Genomic DNA, 25,312 nt, shown 5'->3' on the forward strand with positions numbered 1-25,312 from the left:
CCTCTGACAAAAAGGGGAGTGCGGTGAGCGGATCGCAGACAATTTCCCACGAAGAGCTCCAGATGTGGCTTCTTGACCGGATAGCCTTCTACCTCGACAGGCCGGTGGAAAATATCGACCCGGCGGTGGAACTCGCCCGCTACGGGGTCGATTCGGTGTACGCCATCAGCATCATCAGCGACATCGAGGACCACCTGCAGGTCGAGGTGGACGTGGCCGAGGCGCGGCGCCGCGAGACGGTCGCCGCCCTCACCGACTACCTCCTCGACCTCGTCGCGTGATGGCCGGCCCGCCGGCCGCGGGCGCCGCGATGGTGGTGCTCGGCGACAGCGTGGCCGAGGGCCGGGACGACCCCGACCCGGCGGGCGGCTGGCTCGGCTGGGCCGGCCGGCTCGCCCGCCGCCTCGGCGTGCCCCCCGGTGACGTGCTGAACGTCTCCGACCCGGGCGCCACCATCGAGGACGTGGTGCGCGACCAGCTGCCCGCCGTCCGCGCGGCGCGGCCCCGGCTGGTGATGCTCGGCTGCGGCATGAACGACGCGCTGAACGGGTTCGAGCGGCCCGCGGCGGGCGCCCGGCTGGACGAGGTGTTCGGCTGGGCGCGCGGCGCCGGGGCGGTCGCGCTGGCGATTCCGGTGCCCCGCCCGCCGCTGCTCGAACGGTCCCTCATCTCGCAGTTCCGCAAGCAGCGCGTGCTGCAGCGCATCGCCTTCTTCAATGCCGAGCTGGAGCGCGCAGCGCGCGACTTCGGAATGGCGTTCCCACCCCGGGAAACGGTGACGAAAATTGCCGACCCCGCGATGTGGAGCGCCGACGGAATCCACCTGAGCCCGGCCGGGCACGATTATGTCGCGGAGGTGATGGGGCACCTCGCCGCCGGCCTGCTCGGCGAGCGCGCGATCTGAGGATCGAGGGCAGTCTCGGGGGCAGTCGAAGAGTCGGGATGACGATGAAGAGACCATTCTCGCCCGCCCATGTCCCGCAGTCGCCGGCGCTGGTGCCGCTCGCGCCGGTGCTGGCCGTCCAGGCGTGGCGGACGGTGCGCCGCACGCCCCGGCTGGAGCCCGCGTCCGGCGCCGAGCGCGGCCTGGTGCCCGGCCCGCGGCACGGTACGGCAGCGGCGTACCGGCTGGTGGTGGTCGGCGAGTCCACCGCCGTCGGCGTCGGCGCCGCCGAGCACGCCCGGGCGCTGCCCGGCTTCCTCGCCGAGGCGCTGGCGGCGCGGCTGCGGTGCGCCGTGGCCTGGTCGGTCGCCGGGGAGAACGGCGCGAACGCGCGCCGGGTGGCCCGGCTCGTCCGCCGTCGCGCGGGCGGTCACGGGCCCGCCGACCTGGTGGTGGCCACCGTGGGGATCAATGACCTGATCCGGTGCCGCTCGCTCGGCCGCTGGGCGGACGACGTCGCCGACCTCGTCGCGGTGCTGCGCGGCGGGTACGGGGACGCGGCGGTGCTGGTCGCGGGGATGCCGCCGGTGCACCGGTTCCCGGCGCTGCCGCGCCCGCTGCGCACGGTGCTCGGCGCCCGCGCCCGCACCATGGACCGGGTCACGCGCGAGGCGGCGCACGCAGCCGGGGCCGTCCACGTCCCCATGGACGAGGCGATCGCGGAGGACCGCACACTGTTCGCCGCCGACGGCTTCCACCCGTCCGCCGCCGGCTACCGCGTCTGGGCGGGCGACCTCGCCCGGGCCGCCTCGCCCGTGCAGGGCGGTGGCGGCTTGCCGGGCGCCGTCCGGTCGCGGACGGCGGACAGGGACGCGCCCGCCCAGGGAAGGCCGGCGCGGTGAAGGGAGCGGCGAAGGTGACGGTTCCCGGAACGTTCCGGGCGGCGGTGGAGGCCAAGGACCTCGCCGCGATCACGCGGTCCCTGGACCCCGGCATCGAGTTCCTCAGCCCGGTGATGGTGAAGCCCTACCACGGCCGCGACGCGGTCGCCGCGCTGCTGGGCGTGCTGCTGGAGGTCTTCGAGGACTTCGAGTACACCGACGAGCTCGTCGGCCCCGAGGGGGCGGGCGGGCCCTCGCGGCCGCCCTCGCGGGCGCTGGTGTTCAGCGCGCGGGTGATGGGCAAGGCCGTGCAGGGCCTCGACCTGCTCAGGTTCGGGGAGACCGGGCTGGTGACCGGGCTGACGGTCATGGTCCGCCCGCTGCCCGCGGCGATGACGCTCGCCCGCGCCGTCGGCCGGCGGATGGAGGAGCGGGAGGCGACCCCGTGAGCCCGGTCCGGGGGGTGCGGGGGGCCGCCCCCCACCGGAGGCACTGACCCGGCGGCGCCGCCGCCGGTGAGGGTGCGCGTCGCCGCGATACGTCCAGCCAAAGGGAGTGGAAGATGGACAGCGGAATGGTCCCCGCACGCGCCGGCCTGTCGCCGGCGCACGGCATCGCAGCCGACCTGGACGGCTTTCTCGGCGATCCCATGGACGACGAGGCCGGGCCGTTCTCCTACAAGGCGATCGTCGAGGCCGAGGAGCGCGACGAGCTGCCGGCCGGCGCGGTCGACGCCGTGCGGGCCTGGGGTTTCCCGAAGTACCTGGTGCCGGCCGGGCTGGGCGGGCGCCTGGCGACGCTGGAGGAGTTGTTCTTCGTCACCCGCGGCATCTCGCGGCGCAGCGTCACGGTCGCGGTGATGTACGGGTCGGGGCTGCTGGCGGTGAACCCGGTGTGGCTGTGGGGGAGCGAGCGGCAGCGCCGGACGGTCGCGGACGGCGTGCTGAACGGCGACCTGGCCTGCTTCGGGGTGTCGGAGGCCGACCACGGCAGCGATGTGATGGCGAGCGAGTCCGAGGCGGTGAGCAAGGGCGACGAGCTGGTGCTGACCGGGACGAAGTGGCCGGTCGGGAACGCGACCCGCGGCCGGTTCGTCACGGCCTACGCCAAGACCGGGCCGCGGGACTTCTCGCTGCTGCTGGTCGACAAGAAGGCCCTCGACCCGGACACGTGGTCGACGCTGCCGCCGGTGCGGACGGTCGGGCTGCGCGGCCACGACCTCAGCGGCGTGGCGTTCGACGGGGCGCGGCTGCCGGCGGACTGCGTGATCGGGCGGCGCGGCGCCGGGCTCGTCCAGACGCTGAAGACCTTGCAGATCACCCGGACCGCGATCGCGGCGCTGTCGGTCGGGACGATGGACGCGGTGGTGCGGATCGCGACGGAGTACGCGCACCGCCGCACCCTCTACGGCGCCGACATCTATCGGATACCGGTGATCCGCGACCATCTGCTCAAGGCGCACCTGGACCTGCTGATCGCCGAGTGCTTCGCGGTCCCGGTGGCGCGCGCCCTGACGGTCGCGCCGGGCCGGCTGAGCCTGTGGTCGTCGATGGCGAAGTACTTCGTCCCGGTGCAGGGCGAGGAGGTCGTCGCGAGCATGGGAACGGTCCTGGCGGCGCGCGGCTACCTGCGCGAGGGCGTCGCGCACGGGGTGTTCCAGAAGCTGCAGCGCGACCACGCGATCGCGAGCGTCTTCGAGGGGACCACGCACGTCAACCTCGCCAACGTCGCGGCCCAGCTGCCGTTCCTGGCCCGGCCGCCGGAGGAGACCGGCGGCGAGGACGGGCTGCTCGCCGACCTGTTCTCCTGGACGCGGACCCCGCCGACCTGGGAGCCGGACGGGCGGCGCCTCCAGCTCACCAACGAGGGCCGCGACGAGGTCGGGCAGCGGTTCGAGGCGATCGCCGAGGAGGTGCTGGCGGCGGCGAACGCGCACGCGGCGCCCGGCGTCGCGGCCGAGCTGAAGGACCTGATGTCGAGCATCGGCACGCTGCGCGCCAAGGTCGACCTGGGAGTCCGCGAGAACGAGGGCGACACCACGTCGGTCGCGGCGCTGATGCGGGCGCGCCGGTACTGCGAACTGCACGCGATGTCCTCGTGCATGCTCACGTGGCTGCACAACCACCGCGAGTTCGGCGGCGCGTTCGCCGACGGGCAGTGGCTCGTGCTGTGCCTGCAACGGCTGCTGCAGCGCATCCATCCCGACACCGTCCTGTCGGAGGAGTTCCTGCCGGCGTTCGAGGAGGCCGTGTTCCGGGACTCCGGGGAACGCCGCTGGTTCACGCTGCCGGCGCTGGCCGAGGACGCGTGAGGGCGGATGGACGGGAAGATGCACACCGACTTCGTCTCGCACTTCCGGGAGAACGTGCGGACGCACGGAGACCGCCGGCATTTCACCTTCGTCACCGAGGAGGCCGGCCCCGGACGCTCCTACAAGGAGGACGTCCTCGGCTTCGCCGGGCTCGATCGGCGGGCCGGGGCGCTGGCCCGCCGGCTGCAGGAGCGCGGGCTGCGGGACCGGGCCGTCCTGCTGCTGTATCCGGAGGGCCTGGAGTTCATCGCGGCGTTCGTCGGCTGCCTGTACGCGCGGGTCGTGGCCGTCCCGGCGCCGCTCCCGGTCCTGGACGCCGGGCGCTTCGACCGCACCCGCCGGATCATCGCCGACGCCGACATCTCCTGGATCCTCACCGACGGCGCCCACCTGGAGTCGATCGAGGGGTGGCTGAAGGAGGCGGGGCTCGCCGGGAAGGTGCAGTGCCTCGACACCGAGGCCGCCGAAGACGAGGACCCCGGCCCCTGGACGATGCCGGAGTTCGGCCCGGACACGCTCGCCTTCCTGCAGTACACGTCCGGTTCGACGAGCGAGCCGAAGGGCGTGATGGTCACCCACGGGAACCTGGTGTACAACGCCGAGGAGATCAGGCGGCGCATCCAGGGGTCGCCGGAGGCGATCGGCGTCGGCTGGGTGCCGCACTTCCACGACATGGGGCTGGTCGGCCAGTTCCTGGAGCCGCTGTACCTCGGCATGCGCTACGTGCTGACGTCACCGATCACCTTCATCAAGCGGCCCGTGCTGTGGCTGGAGCTCGTCACCCGGCACCGCGCGACGATCATCGTCGCGCCCAACTTCGGGTACGAGCTGACGCTGCGCCGCGTCACCGACCGGCAGCTGGAGACGCTGGACCTGTCGTCTCTGCAGACGGTCAAGAACGGCGCCGAGCCCGTCCGCGCGGCGACGCTGGAGAGGTGGAACGAGCGGTTCGCGCCCGCCGGGTTCGAACCGCGGATGTGGATGCCGTGCTACGGCATGGCGGAGGCGACGCTGCTCATCAGCGCCGCGCCGTGGGGCTCGGGCCCGGTGATCCGCGACTTCGACGCCGCCGCGCTGACCCGCGACCGCGCCGTGCCGGTGGAGCAGGACGAGGGCACCGCCGGCGACGAGGACGCCGATGAGGGGTCGGTGCGGCGGCTGGTCAGCAGCGGCCGGCCGGTCACCCTGGACGTCCGCATCGTCGACCCGGAGAGCCTGGAGCCGCTGCCGGACGGGCGGGCGGGCGAGATCTGGGTGCGGGGCGGCAGCGTCGCCGCGGGCTACTGGCACAGCCCGGTGGAGACGCGGGCGACGTTCCAGGCGTACACGGCGGGCGGCGAGGGCCCCTTCCTGCGCACCGGCGACCTCGGGTTCGTGGACGGCGGCGAGCTGTTCGTCACCGGCCGCAGCAAGGATCTGATCATCGTCAACGGGCGCAACATCCACGCCCACGACATCGAGGAGACCGCGCAGGCGGCCCACCCCGCCGCGCTGGTCGGCGCCGCGTTCGTGCTCGACGGCACGGCGACCGCGGACGGCCGGGAGCAGGTCGTCCTCGTCCAGGAGATCAGCACCAGGGCCGCCGCGGGGACGCCGCCGGACGAGCTGGCGGGGCGCATCAAGGCCGCCGTCGCCCGCGCGCACGAGCTGCCCGCGCTCAGCGTGGTGCTGACCGGGCGCGGCACGGTCCGCCGCACGACGAGCGGCAAGCTGCGGCGTGGGCCGACCCGGCAGGCGCTGCTGGACGGCGAGGTCGCGGTGCTCGGCGCGGACCTCGAACCGGGCGCCGCGAAATTCGTCCATACTCACCATAGTCAAAAGCATGACTAATCATGTCGTTGTCTGATAACGTCGGGCATCACCCTGAGTCAAGCAGGGAGAGAAGTCCGATGGCGTTGCGTCACGCGGTCCTGGCGGCATTGCTCGACGGCGAGTACAGCGGCTACCAGCTGGCCAAGATCTTTGATTTGTCGGTCTCCAACTTCTGGCATGCCGTTCCGCAGCAGCTCTACTCCGAGCTGTCGAGGTTGGAGACCGCCGGCTTGATCAGCGGACGGCAGGTCATCCAGCGGGACCGCCCCAACAAGCGCGTCTACACCGTCACCGGGGCCGGCGTGCAGGAGCTGGAGCGCTTCGCCAGCACACCGGTGAAACCCGGGACCATCCGCGAGAACATCCTGGTCATGGTGCAGGCCGTCGACCACATCTCGGCGGAGGCGGTGATCGCGCAACTGGAGGAGCGCGCCCGCATGTCCGCCGCGAAGGTCGAGCTGTTCGAGCGCACGCTCGAACGCCTGCGCGGCGACCTGGACGAGGAGAGCTTCCTGCGCAGCGCCACGCCGATCGGCCCCTACCTCACCTGCCTGCGGGGCCGCCGGTTCGAGCAGGAGCACCACGAGTGGTTCACCAGCACCGCCCGGCTGCTGCGCGCCCGGGCGGGCGCCCACGCCGAAGGGGGCGAGTCGCCGTGACCGGCGTCCGCCGCACGGCTCCGGCCCCTTCGCACGCCGTACCGCCGCACGCACCCGTCCCGGTGAAACGGGCCGGGAGGCGCGGGGTCCCCCTCCGGGGAGCCCGGGCGGCGATACGGGTATTCACCCCCAGCGACCTCCCCGGCCAGGTGTCAAGGCCGGGCCGGGACGGGCCGCCACGCCTTAGTCAAGGAGGCGTTCCACATGTCGGGCGAACACCGCACCATCGAGTTGCCTAGCACCCTGGCCACCCCCCACCACTCCGTCCCCGCCCACCCGCACGGCCTCAGCACGATGGAGGGGCCGGACCCCGTCCTGCTCGGCGAGCTGACGCTGCCCGCCGAGCGCGCGTCGGTCCCGCGGGCCCGCGCGTTCGGCCGCGCCGTCCTCGGCTCCGCCGGCGCCGAGCGCGTCCGCGACGACGCCGAGGTCCTGGTCTCCGAGCTGGTCACGGGCGCCGTCCGGCAGGCCGGCGACCCCGGCTCGCTGCTGGGCCTGCGGCTGCTGCGGGCCGGCACCCGGCTGCGGATCGAGGTGCACGACCGGGGCGCCGCACTGCCGCACGACAGGCCCGTCGACCTCATGGAGGAGACCGGCCGCGGCTGGTTCCTCGTCGCGGCGATCGCCGACCGGCACGGCACCGACCTCACCGCCTCCGGCAAGACGGTCTGGTGCGAGCTGGGCGGCTGGCCGCACGACGAGCGCCACGCGCACTGACCCGAGCACCCGCTCACCTCGCGGCGCCGTGCGGTGCCGCCCCGCCGCCCCCGCGGCGGGACCCCGCGCGCGACGGCGCCGGATGGACGCCTGAACCGGCGGCGATGGGGATTGCCATGTCCGTGGAGTACTACCGGTCGGATGGGATACGTGCCACGTCGGACGAGGCCCAGCGGCTCCTGCTGGACGTGCGGGCGAGGCTGCTCGCCCAGGACGTCATCCGCGTCGGCGGAGTCGTGGTCGTCGTGTCCACCTGGTTCACCGTGATCGACCTCGGGTTCGCGGCGAACGGGAGGCCCCTGCTCTGGCAGACGATCGTGTCCGACCTCGCGATGCACGCCGACGTCGGGCGCTACAGCACGCGGGAGAAGGCGGCCCGCGGCCATGCCGAGGCGGTGGCGATGATCACCGGGCGGCTGCGCGGGCTGGTCGCCCGCGCGGCGATGGACGAGGCGCGGCCGTGACCGGCCCGCGCCGCGCCCGGCGGAGCCCGGCCCGTGCCCGGCGGGGCGTGCCCCGCGCCGGACGGGCCCCGTCCCGCCCGCACCGACCCGAGTTCAACGAACCCTGCAGCGGGCCGAGACCAGGCCCGACCCCGACGAGTGGGTGATCCGATGGACACCGAAGGCCGGCCGACGGCCCCGCACGCGGCCCCGGCCCGGGAGGAAGACGGCGACGGCTTCGCCGCGGAACGCGCCGGCACGGGAGGCGCCGGCAGAAGGAGACGGCGGCCGATCCGCATGCGCATCACCGCGCTGCTGCTCGTCCCGCTGGTCTCGCTGATAGCCCTGTGGGCGTTCGCCGCGAACATCACGCTGGGCGACGCGTTCGACAAGTACGACTTCTCCACCACCTACGAGAAGATCGGGCTGCCCGGCATCACCCTGGTGAGCCAGCTCCAGGCGGAACGTTCCCTGAGCGTCGCCGCGCTGGTCACCCGGCAGCCGCAGTACAAGCAGAAGCTCGGGCAGCAGCGCGCCCGGGTCGACGGCCTCGAGGCCGCCTTCAAGAGGTCGGCGCTGTCCAAGGACGCGCAGGACGCCGCGAAGCCCGAGACGAAGCAGCGGCTCACCGCCGCCGTCCGGGAACTGGCGAAACTGCCGCAACTGCGGGCCAAGGCCGACTCCGGCCGCACCGAGCCGCTCGACCTCATCAACTCCTACAGCACCGTCCTCGACGACCTCGTCTCCGTGTTCAACGGCTTCGTCTCGGTCGACGACGTCAACATCTTCACCCAGGGCCGCGCGCTGATCAGCCTCGGCAACGCGCGCGCCGCGCTGCTGAAGGAGGACTCGCTGGTCATCTCCGCGATGGCGCGGGGCGGCCGGTCCACCCCGGCCGAGCACACCGCGTTCGTCCAGTTCGCGGCGCAGGGCCGGCAGGCGTTCGACGCCGGGCTCGCCGACCTCAACGCGAGCATCCGCGCGCCGCTGCAGCAGCTCGCCCAGTCCGCCGGTTTCCAGCGGTACCGCGCGGCCGAGTCGGCGATCGTGAACGCGCGCGGCGACCGGCTGCCCGCCGAGGCGGGCGACTGGACGGCCACCACGCAGCTGCTCGGGCAGGCGTGGGACCAGAGGGTCACCCAGGCGAGCCTGGCGCTGGACGACATGGCCAAGCCGATCGGCAACCGCATCATCATGCGGCTGGTCGTCGCGGGCGGGTTCGGGCTGCTCGCCGTGATCGCGTCGATCGTCCTGTCGCTGCTGGCCGCGCGCAGCCTCTCCCGCGAGCTGCGGGGGCTGCAGCGCGCCGCCATCGACCTCGCCGCGAACCGGCTGCCCCGGGTGGTGGCGCGGCTGCGGCGCGGCGAGGAGGTGGACGTGGAGGCGGAGGCCCCGCCGCTGGTCATCGGCAAGAGCCGGGAGGTGTCCCGGGTCGGCGACGCCTTCACCCGCGTCCAGCACACCGCGATCGAGACCGCCGTCCGCGAGTCCTACCTGCGGCAGGGCATCAGCCGGGTGTTCCTCAACGTCGCCTGGCGCAGCCAGTCGCTGCTGCACCGGCAGCTGCGGATGCTGGACGAGATGGAGCGCGGCGCCTCCGACCCGAAGGCGCTGGAGGACCTGTTCCGGCTCGACCACCTCACCACCCGCATGCGCCGGCACGCCGAGGGCCTGGTCATCCTGTCCGGGACGTCGCCGGGCCGCGGCTGGAGCAGGCCCGTGCACGTCGAGGACGTGCTCCGCTCGGCGATCTCCGAGGTCGAGGACTACACCCGCGTCGAGGTCGTGGTGATGTCCGGGCAGGCCGCGGTGATCGGCGAGGCCGTCGCCGACATCGTGCACCTGCTCGCCGAGCTGATCGAGAACGCCACGGTGTTCTCGCCCGCGCCGACCGAGGTGATGGTGCGCGGCGAGATGGGCGCCAACGGCTTCGCGGTCGACATCATCGACCGCGGCATCGGCCTCGACCAGTCCGAACTGGACGCGCTGAACCTGCGGCTGTCGCAGCCGCCGGAGTTCGACCTGGCCGTCACCGACCGGCTCGGGCTGTTCGTCGTCGGGCGGCTCGCCCACCGGCACGGCATCAGGGTCGCGTTGCAGCCCTCGCTGTACGGAGGGGTCAGCGCGGTGGTGCTGATCCCGCGCGAGCTGATCGTCGACGCCGACCAGCCCGACGACGAGGACGACGCGCCCGCCGCGGCGGCGCCCGCCTACGGCAACGGCGCGATGCCCGCGAACGGCGCGGTGAACGGCATGCGGAACGGGGCGCCGAGCCCATGGTCCGGGAGCGCCCCGGCGAACGGCACCGCGATGCTGAACGCGCCGACCCCGTACGACGTCGAGGCGCCACCGGAGCCGCGGGCGCCGGACGTCCCCGAACCGTACGAGAGCCCGGTGGCGTTCAACGTCCCGTCCGACGACGCGCCGGACTTCGTGCCCCGGACGCCCTACGAGGACGCGCCGCCGTACGACACGCCGCCATACGAGACGCCGCCGACCTACGGCACACCGCCGGCCCTGGACGCGACGCAGCCGTTCCACGAGGCCTGGCGCCTGGAGACACCGGGCTCGCCCGGACCGGGCTACGGATCGCACCCCGTCGGGACGCAGGCGTACGAGGCGCCCGCCTCGTTCGGCGAGGTGCCCGCGGGCGGCGGGCGGGCTCCGCTGCCGCGCCGCGTCCGCGGCGGAAACCTGGCGCCGCAACTGCGCGACACCGACCCGCAGGCGACGCCGCGAACGGCGACGCCCTACCCCGACGACGCGCTCGTCGCCTGGGAGGAGCGGTCGGCGGAGGCGTCCCGCGACCTGTTCGCCGCCCTCCAGTCGGGGTGGCTGCGCGGCCGGGACGAGGACGAGGGACCCGACAGCAGGGAGCAGGCATGAGCCGGCAGGGAGTCACCAACGAGCTGAACTGGCTGCTCGACGATCTCGTCGACCGGGTCCCGCAGGTCCGCAAGGTCGTCGTGCTGTCGCGGGACGGCCTGGTCATGGGCATGTCCCGGGGCGTTGCCCGGGAGGACTCGGAGTACCTCGCGGCGCTCGCCGCCGGGTTCCACAGCCTGGCGATCGGCGCCCGGCCGCAGCTGGACTCCGGCGAGGTCCGGCAGACGATGGTCGAGATGGACAAGGGGCTGTTCTTCGTCGTCCCGGCCGGCGCCAACAGCTGCCTGGCGCTGCTCAGCGAGGTCGGGGCGAACGCGGGACTGGTCGCCTACGAGATGACGATGCTGGTCAAACGGGTCGGCAAGCAGCTGTCCACCGGCCTGAGACAGCCGGGCCCGGGGCCCGGATCCGGGTGAGCCGCCATGACCCCCAGCGCACCCGGCGCCCCCCGGGGACCCGCCGGTCCCGGCACCCCCGGGACCGGCGGACCCCCGGGCCCCCGCGGGCCCGGTGCCCCCGCCGCCGGTCCAGGCTTCCCCGGCGACCCCGGGGTCTCCGACAGCTTCGGTTACCCGGTCGCTTCCGGCGGTCCGGTCGCTTCCGGCGGTCCGGGCGCGCCCGGTGTGCAGGGCGGTTCCGGCGTGCCCGGGCGGGAGCGGTGGATCGACGCCGCCGCCGGCCCCATCGTCCGCCCCTACGCGGTGACCGGCGGCCGGACCCGGCCGCGCGGCGAGCCGCTCGACATCGTGGCGATCCTCGTCGCGACCGGCCGCCCGCCCGCCGAGCCCGGCCGGCTGTCGCGGCACCAGCGGCGGCTGCTCGCGCTGTGCCGCCGCCCGCACGCCCTGGCCGACCTGGCCTCCGACCTGGACCTGCCGTTCGGCGTGATCCGGGTGCTGGCCGGCGACCTGGTCGACTCGGGTCTGGTGAGCGTGCAGCGCTGGGCCCCCGCCACCCCGTCCGTCCAGCCGCACAACGACCCGAACCTGCTCAGGAGGGTGCTCGATGAACTCCGCGCGCTCTGATCCCCCGCCCCCGCCCGGCCCGCTCGACGACGCCGCCGAGCACGACGAGCGGGACGACGGGCCCCGCGTCGCGTTGAAGATCCTGGTCGCCGGCGGGTTCGGGGTCGGCAAGACGACCCTGGTCGGCGCCGTCAGCGAGATCCGCCCGCTGCGGACCGAGGAGGCGCTGACCGACGCGGGCGCCGCCGTCGACGACCTGGACGGCGTCGCCGCCAAGACCACCACCACGGTGGCGATGGACTTCGGCCGCATCACGCTGCGCGACGGCGTCGCGATCTACCTGTTCGGCACGCCCGGGCAGGAGCGGTTCTGGTTCATGTGGAACGAGCTGTCGCGCGGCGCGCTCGGCGCGGTCGTCCTGGCCGACACGCGGCGGCTGATGGCGAGCTTCGCCTCCATCGACTACTTCGAGCAGAAGGGCACGCCGTTCGTCGTGGCGGTGAACTGCTTCGACGAGGCCGACCGCTACGAGCCGCCGGAGATCCGCTCGGCCCTGGACATCGAGCCGCACGTGCCCGTGCTGCTGTGCGACGCGCGGCGCAACGGGTCGGCGAAGCAGGTGCTGGTGGCGCTGGTGGAGCACGCGCTGCGGATCGCCGGCGCGGGGTCGTCCCGTGCCCCGTCCGAGCCGGGCCCGCGGCCCTGGCCCACACCCGCCCGGGCGGAGAACTGATGCCTCCGCTCGGCCCGCCTCATCCGGGCGGGGAGCGGTAGGCGGGTTCGCCGCCGGGCGGGTCCGACGGCGAACCCATCACGATCTCGTCGACGGCGACGTCGTGGCCGGCGGAGCAGCGGACCTGCGCGGTCACGGCCTCGTCGCAGCCGGCGTGCCGGAGCGCGACCTGCCGGCCCTCGTCGCCCGGCAGGTACGTCTCGCCCCACTCCATGAGGCTGACGAGGGTGGGCGCGAGGTCGAGGCCCATCTTGGTCAGGTGGTACTCGTAGCGGGTGCGCTGGCCGGGCTCCTGGTAGGGCTCGCGGACGAGCAGCCCGGCCTTCACCAGATGGCGCAGGCGCGCGGTGACGGCCGACTCGGTCATCTCGAGGTTCTTCACGAAGTCGCCGAACCGGTTCGTCCCGAAGTACGCCTCGCTGAGCACCAGCACCGCCGACGGCGGGCCGAGCGCGGCGAGCGTCCTCGCGACCGGGCAGTTCTGCATCGACCAGGTGTCGCGGTCGGCGAAATGCCCCTCAAGCGTGATCGTCACGCCGCCCACTATAAACCTGCTGACTTCGCTTGACCAAAGTCAGGCGGCGGGGTTAGCGTCCCTGACTATGGTGAAACAAAGTCAGGTGCGCCCGGGGCTGCTGCTCGCGGTGCTCTCCGTCGCCTCCTTCATGGCGGGCCTCGACCTGTTCATCGTCAACGTGGCCTTCGACGACATCGGCCGGGACTTCGCCGGAACGTCCATGGCCGACCTGTCCTGGGTGCTGAACGGCTACGCGATCGTGTTCGCGGCGCTGCTCGTCCCGCTCGGCAGGCTCGCCGACCGCTACGGCCGCAAGGGCGGGCTCGTCCTCGGCCTCACCGTGTTCACCCTCGCGTCCCAGGCCTGCGCCGCGGCCCCGTCGCTGTGGTGGCTGGTCGGCTTCCGCGTCCTCCAGGCCGCCGGCGCCGCGGCGCTCATCCCGACCAGCCTCGGCCTGCTGCTGGCGGCCTTCCCGCCCGGACGCCGCGCCGGCGCGGTGCGGATCTGGTCCGCCGCGTCCGCGCTCGCCGCCGCCGCCGGGCCGGCCGTCGGCGGGGTGCTGGTCGACTCGTCCTGGCGCTGGGTGTTCGAGGTGAACGTCCCGATCGGCCTGCTCGCGATCGCCCTGGCGCTGCGGTTCGTGCCCGACAGCCGGGACGGCGCGGCGGCCCGCGTCCCCGACCTGCCCGGCGCCGCCGTGCTGACCGGCGCGATCGCGCTGCTCGCGCTCGGCCTGGTGAAGATCAACGACTGGCCGGGGCAGCGCACCGCGATCGTGGTGGGCGCGGCGCTGATCGCCCTCTGCTTCTTCTGGGCCCGCTCCCGCCGGCACCCCGCGCCCGTGATCGAGCCGGCGCTGCTGGGCGTCCGCACCTTCGCCTGGTCGAACGCCGCGATCCTGCTGTTCACCGTCGCCTTCGCCGCGTACCTGCTGCTCGGCGTGCTGTGGATGCAGCAGGTCTGGCACTACTCCCCGGTGCGCACCGGCCTCGGTGTCGCCCCCGGGCCGCTGATGGTCCCGGTCATGGCGCTGATCGCCGGGAAGATGGCCGCGCGCCGCGTCCCGGTCGGCCTGATCACCGCCGTCGGCTGCATGCTCTGCGCGTTCGGCGTCGTCATGATCGCGAACAGCCTCGGCGCGGAGCCCGCCTACGCCTCCGAACTGCTCCCCGGCTGGCTCGTCGGCGGCACCGGCGTCGGCCTCGCCCTCCCCACCATCCTGTCGGCCGCCGCCGCGGACCTCCCCGACCACCGGTTCGCGACGGGCAGCGCCGTCGTCAACATGAGCCGGCAGATCGGCACCGTCCTCGGCGTCAGCCTCACCGTCGCCGTCCTCGGCACCCCCCACGGCTACGCGGGCGCCCACCGCGCCTACGTGCACACCTGGCTGGTGGTCGGCGCGTTCATGGTCATCGCCGCGATCGCCGCCCTCGGCATGACCCCGCGCCGCCACCGCCCTGTCGCCCCCGTCCCCGACACCGAGAAGGAAGTGGTCGCCCGCACCTAACCCCCTGCTTGACACAGCCATCTCGCTGACCCCTTGACATCGGCGAGACGAGGGTACGGACGAAGCCTTGACCCGGACCGCCTGCGGCCCGGTTCGTCCCCCGCCCCAACACATGATGGGCGTTCCGGTCCGGACGGGACGCCCATCGTGCTGTGTCAGCCCACTCCGGCTCGATCCATCCCGTGCGCGGCTTCCCCGGCGACGCGCTCCCCGGCGGCGGCTGGCCGCGCGATGCCGCAACCGGCCTATCGCGAGGCGATAGATCTTGGCCGTTCCGGTTACATAAGGGGGACACGCCGTGGACGCGAAGCGGAGCCCGGGGTGAACGAGCGGAGTGGCTGGAGGGGCCGATGAGCCTGCCATTGCACGAGAGCCGCGTCCTCGCGGTCATCGAGATGGGCCTCTGCAAGGACGATCACGAGCTCGCCGCGCTGTTCACGATGTTCAACCGGCTGACGGAGGCCGAGACGCCGCCCGGCCGCGAGCGCGTGGAACCGAGCCGGTGGACGTGCTGGCTGATGACGGCGCTGCTGCTCGTCGGGATGGTCGCGATCGGCGTGATCGCCGCCCTCGTCTCGCGGTAGCCGGGGCGCTACCCGGCCTGCGGGCCCTCCAGATGCTTCAGCTCGGCGCTCAGCCGGTCCAGGATCGGCGCGAGACTGCGCAGCTCCGCCAGGTGCAGCCGCGTCAGCTCCGCCAGCACGCGGTCGGCCTCGGACGTCAGCGACACCCGGATCACCCGGTTGTCCTCGGGATCGCGTCCGCGCCGCACCAGGCCCGCCCGCTCCGCCCGGTCGATCAGCTCCACCGTGCTGTGGTGCCGCAGCAGCAGGTACCCGGCCAGCTCGCCCACCGTCGGCGCCTCCCGCGGTCCGTGCCCCTTGACCGCCAGCAGCAGCTGATGCTGCGCGGGCGTCAGCCCCGCCTCCCGCACGCGCGTCTCGCTCCACCGCAGGTAGCGGCGCAGCCCCGTCCGGAAGGCCAACAGGGACGCGAAGTCCTCCTGGCTCAGCTCGTTCAACGACCCCCCGTCCACAAACCGAGTTTATGACCCCGCCCCGGCCGACCGATCGTCCACAAGACGGGCTCCCTAGTATCGCTGGCATGGTGCCCCACGCCGGATGCATGGTCTGCGACCACAACTCCCGCATGGATTCGCTCCCGCCCCGCGAGGCCGTCGCGTTCGATGAGCATTGGCGGGTGTCGCACGCGTTCGGCACCGGTACGCCCGGGTGGCTCGTGCTCGCGCCCCGCAGGCACGTCACGGCCATCGCCGAGTTGACCGACGCGGAGGCCGCCGCGCTGGGGACCTGGCAGGTGAAGCTCTCGCGGGCGCTGCACGCCGTCACGGGCTGCCGCAAGACCTACGTCGCGCAGTTCGCCGAGGCCGAGGGGTTCGCGCACGTCCACTTCCACCTCGTCCCGCGCATGGAGGATCTGCCCGCCGACCTGCGCGGACCCCGGGTGTTCGCGCTTCTTGGACGTCCGCCGGAGGACGATCTCAGCGAGGCCCGGCGGGACGAGCTGGCTCTGGCGATTCGCGGCCGGCTGTGACCTTGGGGATTAATCCTCCGGAGGAAACGGTTATCGATGTCGATTTCCACGAAGGGGGTTCACGATGGCACGAAACGATGTCCGGCCGGTGGTGAAGCTGCGGTCGACCGCGGGGAGCGGCCACACCTATGTGACCCGCAAGAACCGCCGGAACGACCCTGACCGGCTGGTTCTGCGCAAGTACGACCCGGTCGAGCGCGCGCACGTGCTGTACCGCGAAGAGCGCTGAGCCGACGCCGCGTCCTCGCGGAGCGACCGTCAGGGTGGGGCGGTGCGGGCGAGGATGCGGCGGAGTTCGGCCGCGCGGGGGGCGGTGATCGCGCCTTCGCGGGTCCGAGTGCCGATCTTGTGCTGGAGGGCGGGGACGTCGGCGTCGGGGTGCGGGTGGGCGAGCATGCCCTGGATGACGTTGGTGAGGTCGATTCCCACGTCCGCGCGGACGTCCCCGGCGGCGACGCCCTGACCCACCGCGAACCGCAGCCGGAGCAGCGCCTGGCGGAGCGGCACGGACGGCACCGGGTCGGACGGCACCGGGTCGGGGGCCGCCTCCGTGCGGAGCGTGGGATGCGTCGTCGTGGAGGCGGTGGGCGAGGCGGCCTGGAGGGGGAGGAGCCGGCCGCGCGTGCGATCCGGGCCGGTGAGCGTGTCGCCGAGCCCGAGGACGAGTGTGCCGGCGGCGGCGATCGTCGCCACGACACCGGCGAAGGTTAGCCAGAGGAACGAGGACCGGCGCCGCCTCCGCGGCAGGATGGCGCGCCATTCGCTCCCCGCCGACTCGGCAGCCATGCGTCCTCCCGGTCGAGCGGCACCGGCCGCTCCATGTCGAGGAGTACGCCGCCCGCCCGCGCAGCGGTTCGACGGCCGTGGGGGAGGGAACCGGCCGCGGTCCGCACCACGTCGTTGGGGTGCGGGCCGCGGCCGGTCGGTCTCTAGCCGCGCACGGCGAGCGGCTGCTCCGCGCGCCAGGTGGCGAGGAGGTTGCGCAGTTCGTCGTGGTAGCGGGTGATGTTGGCCGTCTTGACGTGCTCGTAGCCGCGGATCATGTCGGGCAGCTCGGCGATCTCGACGGCGAGGGCGTGGTTGTCCTTGTCGAGGCCGGTGACCAGTTCGTCCACGACCGTGAGGTACTCGGTGACCAGGCGGCGTTCGGTGCGGCGCTGCGCGGTGGCGCCGAACGGGTCGAACGGGGTCCCGCGCAGGCGGCGCATCGCGCGCAGGGCGTGGAAGGCGGGGCGGGCCGTCCGGCCGAGTGCGATCTTGCGGTCGACGCCGATGGCGCGCAGCAGCGGCGGGTGCAGCATGTACCGGACGGTGGCGCCCGCGCCGAACTGCTCCTCGACCTGGCGGATGAGCGCCGGGTCGAGGTGCAGGCGCGCGACCTCGTACTCGTCCTTGTAGGCCATCAGCTTGTGCAGGTGGCGGGCGACCGCGACGGCGAGGCGCTGGCCGGACGCGACGGCGTCCCGTTCGGCGGCGGCGACCCGCAGGACCGTGTCCAGGTACCGCTTGGCGAGCGCGAGGTCCTGGTAGGCGGCGAGGTCGGGGACGCGGATCCGCAGCACGCGGGCCAGTTCGTCGTCCGCGCCTGAGGCGTCGACGAGGTTCATCGCGGCGGGCGCGTCCGTGGTGAGGGGCCGCTGGACGGGCGTGGTCGCGGGCGGCTCGGCCCAGCCGGGCTCCAGGACGAGCCGCCGGCCCGCCCGGAACGCCTGCACGTTCGCCTCGACCTGGACGCCGTTGAGTGCGAGCGCCTCCTCGACCGCGCGGGCCGACAGCGGCAGCAGCCCGGACTGGTAGGCGGCGCCGACGACGACGAAGTTCGCGGTGGTCGTGCTGCCGAACCAGCGTTCGGCCAGGTCAAGGGCGTCGAGTGCGACGAGCCGGGCGCCGTCGGTGCGGGCGGCGATCTGCCGGACGAGCGACGCGCTCGGCGGCAGCGAGGCGGTCACGTCGGTGATCATCCGGCCGGTCGGGACCTCGCTGGTGGACACGACGGCGGCGGTGCGGCCGGGCGCGCAGCGGCGCAGGTTGGGCTCGGACGTGGCGGCGAGCGCGTCGAAGGCCAGGTAGGCGTCGGCGCCGCCGTCCCCGATCATGCCGGGGCGCTCGGCCGGGGCGTCACCGATCCGCAGGTGCGAGACGACCGCGCCGGCCTTCTGGCTGAGCCCGGTCTGGTCGAGCGCGCGGGCGTGCCGGCCGTCCAGCAGCGCGGCGGTGGCGAGGACCTGGTTGACGGTGACGACGCCGGTGCCGCCGATGCCGACCAGCAGGACGTCCGCCGCGTCCGGCCGAGTCGCGGGCTCCTCCAGATCGCCGATCTTCGGCAGTGACGGCGCGGCCTTCTTCTCGCCGGGGATCACGGTGACGAACGACGGGCAGTCGCCGTCCACGCAGGAGTAGTCCTTGTTGCAGGACGTCTGGTTGATCTGCGTCTTGCGGCCGAACTCGGTCTCGACCGGCTCGACGCTGAGGCAGTTGGACTTGGTGCCGCAGTCGCCGCAGCCCTCGCAGACCGCCTCGTTGATCATTACGCGGGTCTGCGGATCGGGGACGAGGCCGCGCTTGCGCTTGCGCCGGGTCTCGGCCGCGCATGCCTGGTCATAGAGCAGGACGGTCACGCCGGGGATCTCGCGCAGTTCGCGCTGGACGGCGTCGAGGTCGTCGCGGTGCCGGATCCGGACGCCCGGCGCCCAGTCCGTCCGGCGCGGGTAGCGGGACGGGTCGTCCGCCACGACGACGATCTTCGCGACGCCCTCGGCGTGCAGCATCCGGGTGATGGACGCGGGGTCGGTGCCGCCGTCGGCGTCCTGCCCGCCGGTCATCGCGACGGCCGCGTTGTAGAGCAGCTTGAAGGTGATGTTCGTGCCGGCGGCGACCGCCTGCCGGATCGCGAGGCTGCCGGAGTGGAAGAACGTCCCGTCGCCGAGGTTCTGGAACATGTGCTCGGTGCCGGTGAACGGCGCCGCGCCGACCCACATCGCGCCCTCGCCGCCCATCTGGGAGGTGCCGATGCTGCGGTCCTGGAAGACGGTCATGACATGGCAGCCGATGCCGCTCGCCGCCATTGACCCGTCCGGGACGACCGTCGACCGGTTGTGCGGGCAGCCGGAGCAGAAGTACGGGGTGCGGGCGGGCGCGAGGAGGTTGATCGCGGGCTTGCGGGGGCGCAGCGCGGGGTCGCGCAGGTCGACGTGCTCCTCGCCGACGCGGTCCGCGAGGAGCCGGGCGATCGCCTTGACGATCCGGTCGGCGGTGAGGCCGCCGTCGGCGGGGACGAGCGGCGCGCCGTCCGGGCCGTTCTTGCCGAGCACGGCGGGCCGCTGCGGCGCGTCGTACAGCAGGTCGCGGATCTGCGTCTCGACGAACGCGCGCTTCTCCTCCACAACGACGATCTCGCGGAGGCCGGCGGCGAACTCGCGGAGCCGCGCCGGGTCGAGCGGGTGGATCAGGGCGAGCTTGAGCAGCCGGACGCCGCGCCGGGCGAGCGCCTCGTCGTCCAGGCCGAGCCGGTCGAGGGCTTCGCGCAGCTCAAGGTAGGTGCGCCCGGACGCGACGAGGCCGATGGCCGCTTCCCCGGTCGCGCCTTCGATGACGTCGAGGCCGTTCGCCGACGCGTACGCCGTCGCGGCGCGCAGCCGCCCGTGCAGGACTTCCGCTTCGAGCGAGGTCGTGTCCTTCAGGTCGACGCCGGGGCGCCGGGTCGGCTTCCAGGGGCGGCCGCGCCACTCCAGTTCGGGGACGATCGGGTCCGGGACGGGAGCGACCTCCACGACTTCCAGCGAGTCGGCGACGTCCGTGACGAGCTTGAACCCCGTCCACGCACCGCTGAACCGCGACATCTCGAACCCGTGCCGGCCGAGCCGCAGCACATCGGTGATCGACCCCGGCGCCAGCACCGGCATGAACGCCTCGGCGAGCGCGCCCTCCGTCGCCGACGGCAGCGTCGAGGATTTGCAGGACGGGTCGTCGCCCACCACCGCGAGCACCCCACCGCGCTCGGACGTGCCGAGCCAGTTCGCGTGCTTGAACGCGTCCAGCGAGCGGTCCACGCCGGGGGCCTTGCCGTACCAGAGGCCGAAGACGCCCTGGTAGCGCGGGTCCGGCAGGTGGTCGACCAGCTGCGACCCGTACACCGCCGTGGCCGCCAGCTCCTCGTTCACGCCCGGGATGAACCGGATGTCGTGGCCGTCCAGGAGCTTCGCCTCGCGCATCAGCTGCTGGTCGAGCCCGCCGAGCGGCGATCCCCGGTAGCCGGACACGAACCCGGCGGTCGTCCAGCCGCGCCGGGCGTCCGCGCGCCGCTGGTCGAGCAGCAGCCGGACCAGCGCCTGGATGCCGCCCAGCGCGATCCGGCCCCGCTCCAGCTCCAGGCGGTCGCGGAGCGCGGACGTCGAGGTACTGGTCATGGTGCGTGCCCCTCTCCCGGCGGTCGGGCTGTTCAGCCACATTCAGCACGTTGTACTGAGCGAGGTGCAAGATGGCAGCGCCATAATTGAGCGGATTGCTCAAGTCAGAACCGGGTTACCCGCCGGAGGTGAGCGTTGTGACGCGTGTCGCACTCCTCGACATCCAGATCCTGCGCCGGCTGGTCGACCAGCCCCGCATCGGCATCACCGAGCTGGCCGCCAAGCTCGGCATCGCCCGCAACACCGCGCACGCCCGCGTCGAACGGCTGGAACGGGACGGCGTCATCGGGCACCGCGGCCGGGAGGTCGATCTCGGCGCGCTGGGCTTCGAGCTCACCGCGTTCGTCACCCTGGAGGTCGCGCAGGGCCGGCTCCGGGAGGCCGCCCAGGCGCTCGCCGCCATCCCGCGCGTGCTGGAGGTCCTCGGCATCACCGGCCAGGGCGACCTGCTGGTGCGCGCGGTCGCGCCGAACGGCAAGCAGTTGCACGAGGTGATCGACTCGATCCTGGCCTGCCCCGGCGTCCGCCGCAGCACGACCTCGATCGTCCTCACCGAGCAGGTCCCGTTCCGGCTCGGCCCGCTCCTGGAGGACGAGGAACGCCGCGCCCGCTGAGCCGCCGATCAGCCGCGGACCAGCGGACCAGCGGATCAGCCGTGTTCGGGCGGATCAGCTATGCCTGCTGAGCGCCGTCGATCAGCTGCGTCCTAGCGGGTCGAGGTGGGCGGCGGTCGCCTCGTCCGCGGTCGTCGACTCGCTGAGCCCGCGCCACCGCTCGTCCTCGGCGAGCAGGGCGCGCCCCGCCGCGGTCGCGTAGGTGTAGGCGTCCACGCCGGCGAGCAGGCGCAGCGGCGGGTCGTCCAGCGCGACGACGTCGAGCACGAGCCGGGCGACCTTGGCGGGATCGCTGGCCGACGTGACGCTGCCGTCGCCGTGCCGGGCCGCCATCGCTCCGACGGTCTCGGCGTATTCGGGACGCACCGGGTCGATGCGCATGGACGATCCCGCCCAATCGGTGCGCATCCCCCCGGGCTCCAACACGGTCACCTTGATGCCCAGCGGCGCGACCTCGGCGGCGAGCACCGAGGAGAACCCGCCGACGGCCCACTTCGCGGACTGGTAGGCCGCCAGCCCCGGGGTGGCGAGCCGGCCGCCCACCGAGGAGATCTGGACGATCCGTCCGGCCCGCTGCTCGCGCATCACCGGCAGCGCCGCCTGTGTCATCCGCACCATCCCGAAAAGGTTGGTGTCGACCTGGGCGCGGAAGTCGTCGAAGTCGGTGTCCTCGATCGCGGCGACGTTGGCGTAACCGGCGTTGTTGACCAGCACGTCCAGCCGGCCGAACCGCGACACCGCCGTCCGCACGGCGGCCTCGGCGGCCTGCCCGTCGGTCACGTCGAGCGGCACGACCGCGAGCCGGTCGCCGTGCTCGGCGACGAGGTCGTCCAGCGCGGAGGGGGTGCGGACCCCGGCGACGACCCGGTGGCCGCCCTCAAGCGCGACCTGGGTGATCTCGCGGCCGAGACCGCGAGAGGCTCCGGTGATCAGGAAGGAGAGGGTGGGTGCGGTGGACATGATCGACTCCTACTAACTAACTGGTTGATTAGTTCAAGGGAACCTCAGGTCGGCGCGGATGTCAACTGAACGGTTAGTTGATAGGGTGCGGTACATGGCACGGGACGCGGACGCCACGCGGCGACGGCTGCTGGACGCGGCACGGCAGGAGTTCGCCGCGCACGGCATCGCCGGAGCCCGCGTCGACCGGATAGCGGCCGCCGCCCGCAGCAACAAGGCGCAGATCTACCACTACTTCGGCAGCAAGGACGGCCTGTTCGACGCCGTCTTCGACGCCATGGTCCAAGAGACGCTCGACGACGTCCCCATCGACGCCGCGAACCTCCCCGAGTACGCGGGCCGCCTCTACGACTCCTACCGGAAGCGCCCCTGGGTGCAGCGCATCGCGACCTGGTACCGCCTGGAACGCGCCGGTTCGTCCGACCTTCTACCCGCCGTCCTGGCCAGCAACACCGCGAAGGTCCAGGCCATCGCCGCCGCCCAGGCCGACGGCACCCTTCCCGACCGCTTCTCCGCCCCCGAACTCCTCGGCCTCGTCATCCACCTGTCCAGCCTGTGGAGCGGGAGCATGCCCGAGTTCGTGGCGCTCATGGAGGACGACTCGCCGGCCCGGCGCCGGCGGCTCGTCGTCGACGCGGTGGCCGCCCTCCTGACCTGAGGCGTGGCTCGCTTTCACGTGCCTGCGGTGGGTGTGGTGTGTGGTGCGCGGGGTGGGTGTGATGGGTGTGGTGTGCGGGGGCTGTGGTGTGCGGGGGGTGCGGGGGGTGGTTACGACGCGGGGCGGCGGTCCTCGGTTGGGGTCAGGTCCGGAAGGAGGCCGGTGTCGACGTAGTCGCGGAACAGCGCGATCCGGCCGTCCTTGATCCGGAAGACCTGGATGCACGGCACCTCGAACCGCTCGCCGGTGGCGACGATGCGCCCGACCGTCGTGAGTTCCACGATCACGACCTCGGGATCGGTGGTCCGGTGGAAGTGGCGGACGTGCAGGTCGGAGATCTCCACCGGCAGGGATCCGGAGCGGACGGAGAACTCCCGGATCGCGTCCCGGCCAGCCAGCCGGGTGGGCATCCCGCCGCCCGCGAACGGCACCTCGATCACTGCGTCGTCCGTGAACAGATCCGCGAACCCTTCCATGTCGCGGGCGATCAACAGCCTCCGCCGCAGCTCCAGCACCTCCAGCGGGTCCTTCCGTCCGTCGGTTCGTTCAACATCTGTTCTATGAGTCATTCAACGAACGTAGAACGAACCGGCCGTCCCGGTCAACGTCCGTAGAATGATCGGATGAGCGATCCGGCGGCGCCCACGTCCCGAGCGGAGCAGCGGCGCCGCACCGAGGCCCGGATCCTCGGGCAGGCCCGCAGGCTGTTCGCCGAATCCGGCTACGACCGGACCACCATCCGTGCGGTCGCCTCCGCCGCGCAGGTGGACCCTGGCCTGGTCATGCACTACTTCGGCAGCAAGGAGAAGCTCTTCGCGCGGGCGATCGAGCCAGGTGCGCCGCCGATGCCCGGTGGCACTGCCGGCGATATCGCCGAGCAACTCCTCGCGCACCTGCGCGAGTCGCTGGTCGAGGAGCCGGTCGAGTCGCTGGCCCTGCTGCGGTCGATGCTCACCCATCCGGAGGCCGCCCGCGAATTCCGGTCCGCCTCCCGCACCTACAAGGACCGGATCGGCGAGGCCATCCCCGACGACGAGGGCGACCTGCGGGCCGCCGTGGTCACCGCCGCGCTCATCGGGGTCGTCATGGGCCGCCATCTCATCAAGCTCGACCACCTGGCCGACGCCGACCCGGACCGCATCGCCGAGATCCTCCGCCCCGCCGTCCGCGCCATCACGAGGGCCGGGGAGTAGTTCTCGAGGCCCCGGCGCGGCCTCAACTCGTCCTGAAGTGCCAGGTGGATGCCGTGTTTGACAATAGGCAGGCATTTACCTGCATAATGGGTCGTGTGAGCTTCGAAGCGATGGACGCGGCCTTCAGGGCGCTCGCCGATCCCACCCGGCGGCTCCTGCTCGACCGGCTGCGCGAGCAGAACGGCCAGACGCTGAGGGAGCTGTGCGACCGCCTGGACATGGCGCGCCAGTCGGCGACGCAGCATCTGGACGTCCTCGTGCGGGCCGAGCTCGTGACCGTCGTGCGGCGCGGACGGGAACGGCTGCACTACCTCAATCCCGCGCCGATCCACGAGATCGAGGAGCGCTGGATCTCGGAGTTCGACAAGCCGCGCCTGCAAGCGCTCAGTGCCATCAAGAACCGGGCAGAGGAGTACGCCATGACCGACACAACCAGTTCTGTACCGAGCTACGTCTACGTCACCTACATCCATGCGAGCGCGGAGCAGGTGTGGCGGGCCCTGACGGACGCGGACCTGACGGCGCGCTACTGGGGCCACGCGAACGTCTCGGACTGGCAGCAGGGCTCGACTTGGGAACACCGGCGCGCGGACGGATCAGGCGTCGTCGACGTCGTCGGCCGGGTGCTCGAGACGGAGCCTCCGACGCGGCTGGTCATCACCTTCGAGGACGCCCCGGAGGTCGAGGGGACGAGGGAACCGTCGGTCGTGACGTTCCTCGTCGAGCCCCACCAGGACATCGTCCGCCTCACCGTGACCCATGAGAACCTGCCCAACCAGGAGATGCTCAATGGCATCTCGAGCGGTTGGCCGGCCGTGGTGGCGAACCTCAAGTCGCTGCTGGAGACCGGCGAGGTCCTCCCGCAGGCGCCCTGGGAGATGTCTCCCGCGCACACCTGATCGTCGGGTTTCCTCGCGTCTTCGTCTGGTGCCTTCGTCTGGTGCCCTCGCTCAGCGCCTTCACTTGGCGGTCCGTGTACGACTGCAGAAAGAAGAAGATGGATACCACGCCGCTTCGGGACGCCTATCGGTCGCTGCTGGACGCCGCTGCCACTGTGGCCGACACCGCGCCCGACGCCGTCCCGCCGTCTGGGGAATGGAACGCCGATCAGATCCTGGCGCACGTCACGATCGTCAACGCCACCACCATCGCCGCCATTGCCGCCGTCGCTGCGGGGGCGAACCCGACGTATGACAACCGCATAGCCCAGGACAACTGGACGATCGACCGCGCCATCGCCCTCGCCGGTGGCAACGCAGGGCTCCGCGATCGCGCCCGTCTGCAAGGGGAAGCCCTCTGTGCACTCGCTGGGCCGATGCTGAGCGAAAGCGAACTGGACACGCCGGTGCCTACCTTGCTCGTTTCCAACAACACGCTTCTGGTCGATCAGCCTGTACCGCTGAGAGACCTGATCACTGGTCTCGCGGAGAACGAATTGCCTGGGCATGCCGCGCAACTTCTTGCTCTGCTTCCAGAGCGGGTGGGCGTCTGATTTCCTGGCGCACGGCGGATCGGGCCCATGGCCCATCGTGCATGGGGTTAAAGGGGCGGTGGGGGCGGCGCTGCGTACGGGGCCGCCCCTCCAAAGTCAAGGGCGCCTTCGGCGTCGCTTC

The 25,312-nt window shown here is 72.8% G+C and carries 28 protein-coding genes; 22 read left to right on the forward strand and 6 right to left on the reverse strand.

All coding sequences use genetic code 11. The features are described from left to right. Positions 1–62: 62 nt before the first annotated feature. The 13 genes from ABD296_RS17885 to ABD296_RS17945 all read left to right on the forward strand — a co-directional run bounded on the left by ABD296_RS17885 (position 63) and on the right by ABD296_RS17945 (position 12,290). Positions 63–281 (forward strand): acyl carrier protein, encoded by a 219-nt coding sequence (locus ABD296_RS17885; RefSeq protein ID WP_344267906.1) that lies wholly within the window; start codon positions 63–65, stop codon positions 279–281. Continuing rightward, positions 281–904 carry an SGNH/GDSL hydrolase family protein gene (locus ABD296_RS17890; RefSeq protein WP_344267908.1) on the forward strand — a complete coding sequence of 208 codons (624 nt, stop codon included), beginning with the start codon at positions 281–283 and terminating at the stop codon, positions 902–904. Before ABD296_RS17885 ends, ABD296_RS17890 begins: the two co-directional genes overlap by 1 nt. 44 nt (positions 905–948) lie before the next feature. Continuing rightward, positions 949–1,785, forward strand: a complete 837-nt coding sequence (locus ABD296_RS17895; protein WP_344267910.1) for an SGNH/GDSL hydrolase family protein — start codon at positions 949–951, stop codon at positions 1,783–1,785. A 14-nt stretch (positions 1,786–1,799) separates the two neighbouring features. Then, positions 1,800–2,213, forward strand: coding sequence for a nuclear transport factor 2 family protein (locus tag ABD296_RS17900; RefSeq protein WP_344267912.1), 414 nt, complete (start codon positions 1,800–1,802; stop codon positions 2,211–2,213). Positions 2,214–2,326: 113 nt separating this feature from the next. Continuing rightward, complete coding sequence (locus tag ABD296_RS17905; protein ID WP_344267914.1) at positions 2,327–4,075, forward strand: acyl-CoA dehydrogenase family protein; 1,749 nt, start codon at positions 2,327–2,329, stop codon at positions 4,073–4,075. A 6-nt stretch (positions 4,076–4,081) separates the two neighbouring features. After that, positions 4,082–5,905: a fatty acyl-AMP ligase gene (locus ABD296_RS17910; RefSeq protein WP_344267916.1), complete on the forward strand. Its 1,824-nt coding sequence runs from the start codon at positions 4,082–4,084 to the stop codon at positions 5,903–5,905. A 59-nt stretch (positions 5,906–5,964) separates the two neighbouring features. Beyond that, the gene (locus ABD296_RS17915; protein ID WP_344267918.1) at positions 5,965–6,546 is read left to right on the forward strand and encodes a PadR family transcriptional regulator; all 582 of its coding nucleotides are present in this window, start codon (positions 5,965–5,967) and stop codon (positions 6,544–6,546) included. Between the two features lie 204 nt (positions 6,547–6,750). Beyond that, on the forward strand, positions 6,751–7,263 hold the full coding sequence (locus ABD296_RS17920; RefSeq protein ID WP_344267920.1) for an ATP-binding protein: 513 nt from the start codon (positions 6,751–6,753) through the stop codon (positions 7,261–7,263). Between the two features lie 116 nt (positions 7,264–7,379). Next, positions 7,380–7,727: a hypothetical protein gene (locus ABD296_RS17925; protein ID WP_344267922.1), complete on the forward strand. Its 348-nt coding sequence runs from the start codon at positions 7,380–7,382 to the stop codon at positions 7,725–7,727. 150 nt (positions 7,728–7,877) lie between these two features. Further along, complete coding sequence (locus tag ABD296_RS17930; protein WP_344267924.1) at positions 7,878–10,592, forward strand: sensor histidine kinase; 2,715 nt, start codon at positions 7,878–7,880, stop codon at positions 10,590–10,592. Beyond that, the gene (locus ABD296_RS17935) at positions 10,589–11,008 is read left to right on the forward strand and encodes a roadblock/LC7 domain-containing protein (RefSeq protein WP_344267926.1); all 420 of its coding nucleotides are present in this window, start codon (positions 10,589–10,591) and stop codon (positions 11,006–11,008) included. Before ABD296_RS17930 ends, ABD296_RS17935 begins: the two co-directional genes overlap by 4 nt. Before the next feature lie 6 nt (positions 11,009–11,014). Continuing rightward, a complete protein-coding gene (locus ABD296_RS50595; protein WP_407061484.1) occupies positions 11,015–11,617 on the forward strand; it encodes a DUF742 domain-containing protein in 603 nt (200 codons plus the stop codon). Then, positions 11,598–12,290 (forward strand): GTP-binding protein, encoded by a 693-nt coding sequence (locus ABD296_RS17945; protein WP_344267930.1) that lies wholly within the window; start codon positions 11,598–11,600, stop codon positions 12,288–12,290. The genes ABD296_RS50595 and ABD296_RS17945 overlap by 20 nt, the downstream gene beginning before the upstream one ends. A gap of 19 nt (positions 12,291–12,309) precedes the next feature. On the opposite strand, the gene ABD296_RS17950 is transcribed toward ABD296_RS17945, so the two are convergent. Continuing rightward, entirely contained in the window at positions 12,310–12,825 is a 516-nt protein-coding gene (locus ABD296_RS17950; RefSeq protein ID WP_344267932.1) for a winged helix-turn-helix transcriptional regulator, read from the reverse strand. Positions 12,826–12,892: 67 nt separating this feature from the next. Here ABD296_RS17950 and ABD296_RS17955 point away from each other — a divergent pair, with 67 nt between their 5' ends. Together ABD296_RS17955 and ABD296_RS17960 are read left to right on the forward strand one after the other, a co-directional pair. Further along, entirely contained in the window at positions 12,893–14,314 is a 1,422-nt protein-coding gene (locus ABD296_RS17955) for an MFS transporter (protein WP_344267934.1), read from the forward strand. Between the two features lie 350 nt (positions 14,315–14,664). Then, entirely contained in the window at positions 14,665–14,898 is a 234-nt protein-coding gene (locus ABD296_RS17960; RefSeq protein WP_344267936.1) for a DUF3040 domain-containing protein, read from the forward strand. An 8-nt stretch (positions 14,899–14,906) separates the two neighbouring features. On the opposite strand, the gene ABD296_RS17965 is transcribed toward ABD296_RS17960, so the two are convergent. After that, a complete protein-coding gene (locus ABD296_RS17965) occupies positions 14,907–15,350 on the reverse strand; it encodes a MarR family winged helix-turn-helix transcriptional regulator (RefSeq protein ID WP_344267938.1) in 444 nt (147 codons plus the stop codon). Between the two features lie 68 nt (positions 15,351–15,418). Between ABD296_RS17965 and ABD296_RS17970 the strand changes: the two genes are divergently transcribed. Both ABD296_RS17970 and rpmG read left to right on the forward strand, forming a co-directional pair. Then, positions 15,419–15,868 carry an HIT family protein gene (locus tag ABD296_RS17970; protein ID WP_344267940.1) on the forward strand — a complete coding sequence of 150 codons (450 nt, stop codon included), beginning with the start codon at positions 15,419–15,421 and terminating at the stop codon, positions 15,866–15,868. 64 nt (positions 15,869–15,932) lie between these two features. After that, positions 15,933–16,097 (forward strand): 50S ribosomal protein L33, encoded by a 165-nt coding sequence (gene rpmG / locus ABD296_RS17975; RefSeq protein ID WP_190854668.1) that lies wholly within the window; start codon positions 15,933–15,935, stop codon positions 16,095–16,097. Positions 16,098–16,126: 29 nt separating this feature from the next. Here rpmG and ABD296_RS17980 read toward each other — a convergent pair whose 3' ends face one another. Next, complete coding sequence (locus ABD296_RS17980) at positions 16,127–16,654, reverse strand: hypothetical protein (RefSeq protein ID WP_344267945.1); 528 nt, start codon at positions 16,652–16,654, stop codon at positions 16,127–16,129. Positions 16,655–16,797: 143 nt separating this feature from the next. Next, positions 16,798–20,274, reverse strand: a complete 3,477-nt coding sequence (locus tag ABD296_RS17985) for an indolepyruvate ferredoxin oxidoreductase family protein (protein ID WP_344267947.1) — start codon at positions 20,272–20,274, stop codon at positions 16,798–16,800. A 137-nt stretch (positions 20,275–20,411) separates the two neighbouring features. Between ABD296_RS17985 and ABD296_RS17990 the strand changes: the two genes are divergently transcribed. Then, a complete protein-coding gene (locus ABD296_RS17990; protein ID WP_344267948.1) occupies positions 20,412–20,888 on the forward strand; it encodes an Lrp/AsnC family transcriptional regulator in 477 nt (158 codons plus the stop codon). 81 nt (positions 20,889–20,969) lie between these two features. Here ABD296_RS17990 and ABD296_RS17995 read toward each other — a convergent pair whose 3' ends face one another. Beyond that, entirely contained in the window at positions 20,970–21,848 is an 879-nt protein-coding gene (locus ABD296_RS17995) for an SDR family NAD(P)-dependent oxidoreductase (protein WP_344267950.1), read from the reverse strand. Between the two features lie 94 nt (positions 21,849–21,942). Here ABD296_RS17995 and ABD296_RS18000 point away from each other — a divergent pair, with 94 nt between their 5' ends. Continuing rightward, positions 21,943–22,506 carry a TetR family transcriptional regulator gene (locus tag ABD296_RS18000; protein WP_344267951.1) on the forward strand — a complete coding sequence of 188 codons (564 nt, stop codon included), beginning with the start codon at positions 21,943–21,945 and terminating at the stop codon, positions 22,504–22,506. A gap of 110 nt (positions 22,507–22,616) precedes the next feature. On the opposite strand, the gene ABD296_RS18005 is transcribed toward ABD296_RS18000, so the two are convergent. Continuing rightward, positions 22,617–23,075: a nuclear transport factor 2 family protein gene (locus ABD296_RS18005; RefSeq protein ID WP_344267953.1), complete on the reverse strand. Its 459-nt coding sequence runs from the start codon at positions 23,073–23,075 to the stop codon at positions 22,617–22,619. A gap of 54 nt (positions 23,076–23,129) precedes the next feature. Here ABD296_RS18005 and ABD296_RS18010 point away from each other — a divergent pair, with 54 nt between their 5' ends. The 3 genes from ABD296_RS18010 (at position 23,130) to ABD296_RS18020 (ending at position 25,191) form a co-directional block, all read left to right on the forward strand. Beyond that, positions 23,130–23,699, forward strand: coding sequence for a TetR/AcrR family transcriptional regulator (locus ABD296_RS18010; RefSeq protein ID WP_344267955.1), 570 nt, complete (start codon positions 23,130–23,132; stop codon positions 23,697–23,699). Positions 23,700–23,794: 95 nt separating this feature from the next. After that, the gene (locus tag ABD296_RS18015; protein WP_344267957.1) at positions 23,795–24,598 is read left to right on the forward strand and encodes an ArsR/SmtB family transcription factor; all 804 of its coding nucleotides are present in this window, start codon (positions 23,795–23,797) and stop codon (positions 24,596–24,598) included. Between the two features lie 74 nt (positions 24,599–24,672). Beyond that, positions 24,673–25,191, forward strand: coding sequence for a hypothetical protein (locus ABD296_RS18020; RefSeq protein ID WP_344267959.1), 519 nt, complete (start codon positions 24,673–24,675; stop codon positions 25,189–25,191). The last annotated feature ends 121 nt before the right edge of the window (positions 25,192–25,312 follow it).

This window comes from Actinomadura napierensis, assembly GCF_039529375.1.
GTDB classification, from domain to species: domain Bacteria; phylum Actinomycetota; class Actinomycetes; order Streptosporangiales; family Streptosporangiaceae; genus Spirillospora; species Spirillospora napierensis.

Coding starts and splice junctions, on each gene's coding strand:
- rpmG (WP_190854668.1), top strand. CDS start 15,933: ATGGCACGAAACGATGTCCGGCCGGTGGTGAAGCTGCGGTCGACCGCG.
- ABD296_RS17895 (WP_344267910.1), top strand. CDS start 949: ATGAAGAGACCATTCTCGCCCGCCCATGTCCCGCAGTCGCCGGCGCTG.
- ABD296_RS17890 (WP_344267908.1), top strand. CDS start 281: ATGGCCGGCCCGCCGGCCGCGGGCGCCGCGATGGTGGTGCTCGGCGAC.
- ABD296_RS17970 (WP_344267940.1), top strand. CDS start 15,419: ATGGTGCCCCACGCCGGATGCATGGTCTGCGACCACAACTCCCGCATG.
- ABD296_RS17920 (WP_344267920.1), top strand. CDS start 6,751: ATGTCGGGCGAACACCGCACCATCGAGTTGCCTAGCACCCTGGCCACC.
- ABD296_RS17930 (WP_344267924.1), top strand. CDS start 7,878: ATGGACACCGAAGGCCGGCCGACGGCCCCGCACGCGGCCCCGGCCCGG.
- ABD296_RS17960 (WP_344267936.1), top strand. CDS start 14,665: ATGAGCCTGCCATTGCACGAGAGCCGCGTCCTCGCGGTCATCGAGATG.
- ABD296_RS17985 (WP_344267947.1), bottom strand. CDS start 20,274: ATGACCAGTACCTCGACGTCCGCGCTCCGCGACCGCCTGGAGCTGGAG.
- ABD296_RS17945 (WP_344267930.1), top strand. CDS start 11,598: ATGAACTCCGCGCGCTCTGATCCCCCGCCCCCGCCCGGCCCGCTCGAC.
- ABD296_RS17905 (WP_344267914.1), top strand. CDS start 2,327: ATGGACAGCGGAATGGTCCCCGCACGCGCCGGCCTGTCGCCGGCGCAC.
- ABD296_RS18000 (WP_344267951.1), top strand. CDS start 21,943: ATGGCACGGGACGCGGACGCCACGCGGCGACGGCTGCTGGACGCGGCA.
- ABD296_RS17955 (WP_344267934.1), top strand. CDS start 12,893: ATGGTGAAACAAAGTCAGGTGCGCCCGGGGCTGCTGCTCGCGGTGCTC.
- ABD296_RS18010 (WP_344267955.1), top strand. CDS start 23,130: ATGAGCGATCCGGCGGCGCCCACGTCCCGAGCGGAGCAGCGGCGCCGC.
- ABD296_RS18005 (WP_344267953.1), bottom strand. CDS start 23,075: ATGACTCATAGAACAGATGTTGAACGAACCGACGGACGGAAGGACCCG.
- ABD296_RS17885 (WP_344267906.1), top strand. CDS start 63: ATGTGGCTTCTTGACCGGATAGCCTTCTACCTCGACAGGCCGGTGGAA.
- ABD296_RS17935 (WP_344267926.1), top strand. CDS start 10,589: ATGAGCCGGCAGGGAGTCACCAACGAGCTGAACTGGCTGCTCGACGAT.
- ABD296_RS17980 (WP_344267945.1), bottom strand. CDS start 16,654: ATGGCTGCCGAGTCGGCGGGGAGCGAATGGCGCGCCATCCTGCCGCGG.
- ABD296_RS50595 (WP_407061484.1), top strand. CDS start 11,015: ATGACCCCCAGCGCACCCGGCGCCCCCCGGGGACCCGCCGGTCCCGGC.
- ABD296_RS17910 (WP_344267916.1), top strand. CDS start 4,082: ATGGACGGGAAGATGCACACCGACTTCGTCTCGCACTTCCGGGAGAAC.
- ABD296_RS17915 (WP_344267918.1), top strand. CDS start 5,965: ATGGCGTTGCGTCACGCGGTCCTGGCGGCATTGCTCGACGGCGAGTAC.
- ABD296_RS17925 (WP_344267922.1), top strand. CDS start 7,380: ATGTCCGTGGAGTACTACCGGTCGGATGGGATACGTGCCACGTCGGAC.
- ABD296_RS17995 (WP_344267950.1), bottom strand. CDS start 21,848: ATGTCCACCGCACCCACCCTCTCCTTCCTGATCACCGGAGCCTCTCGC.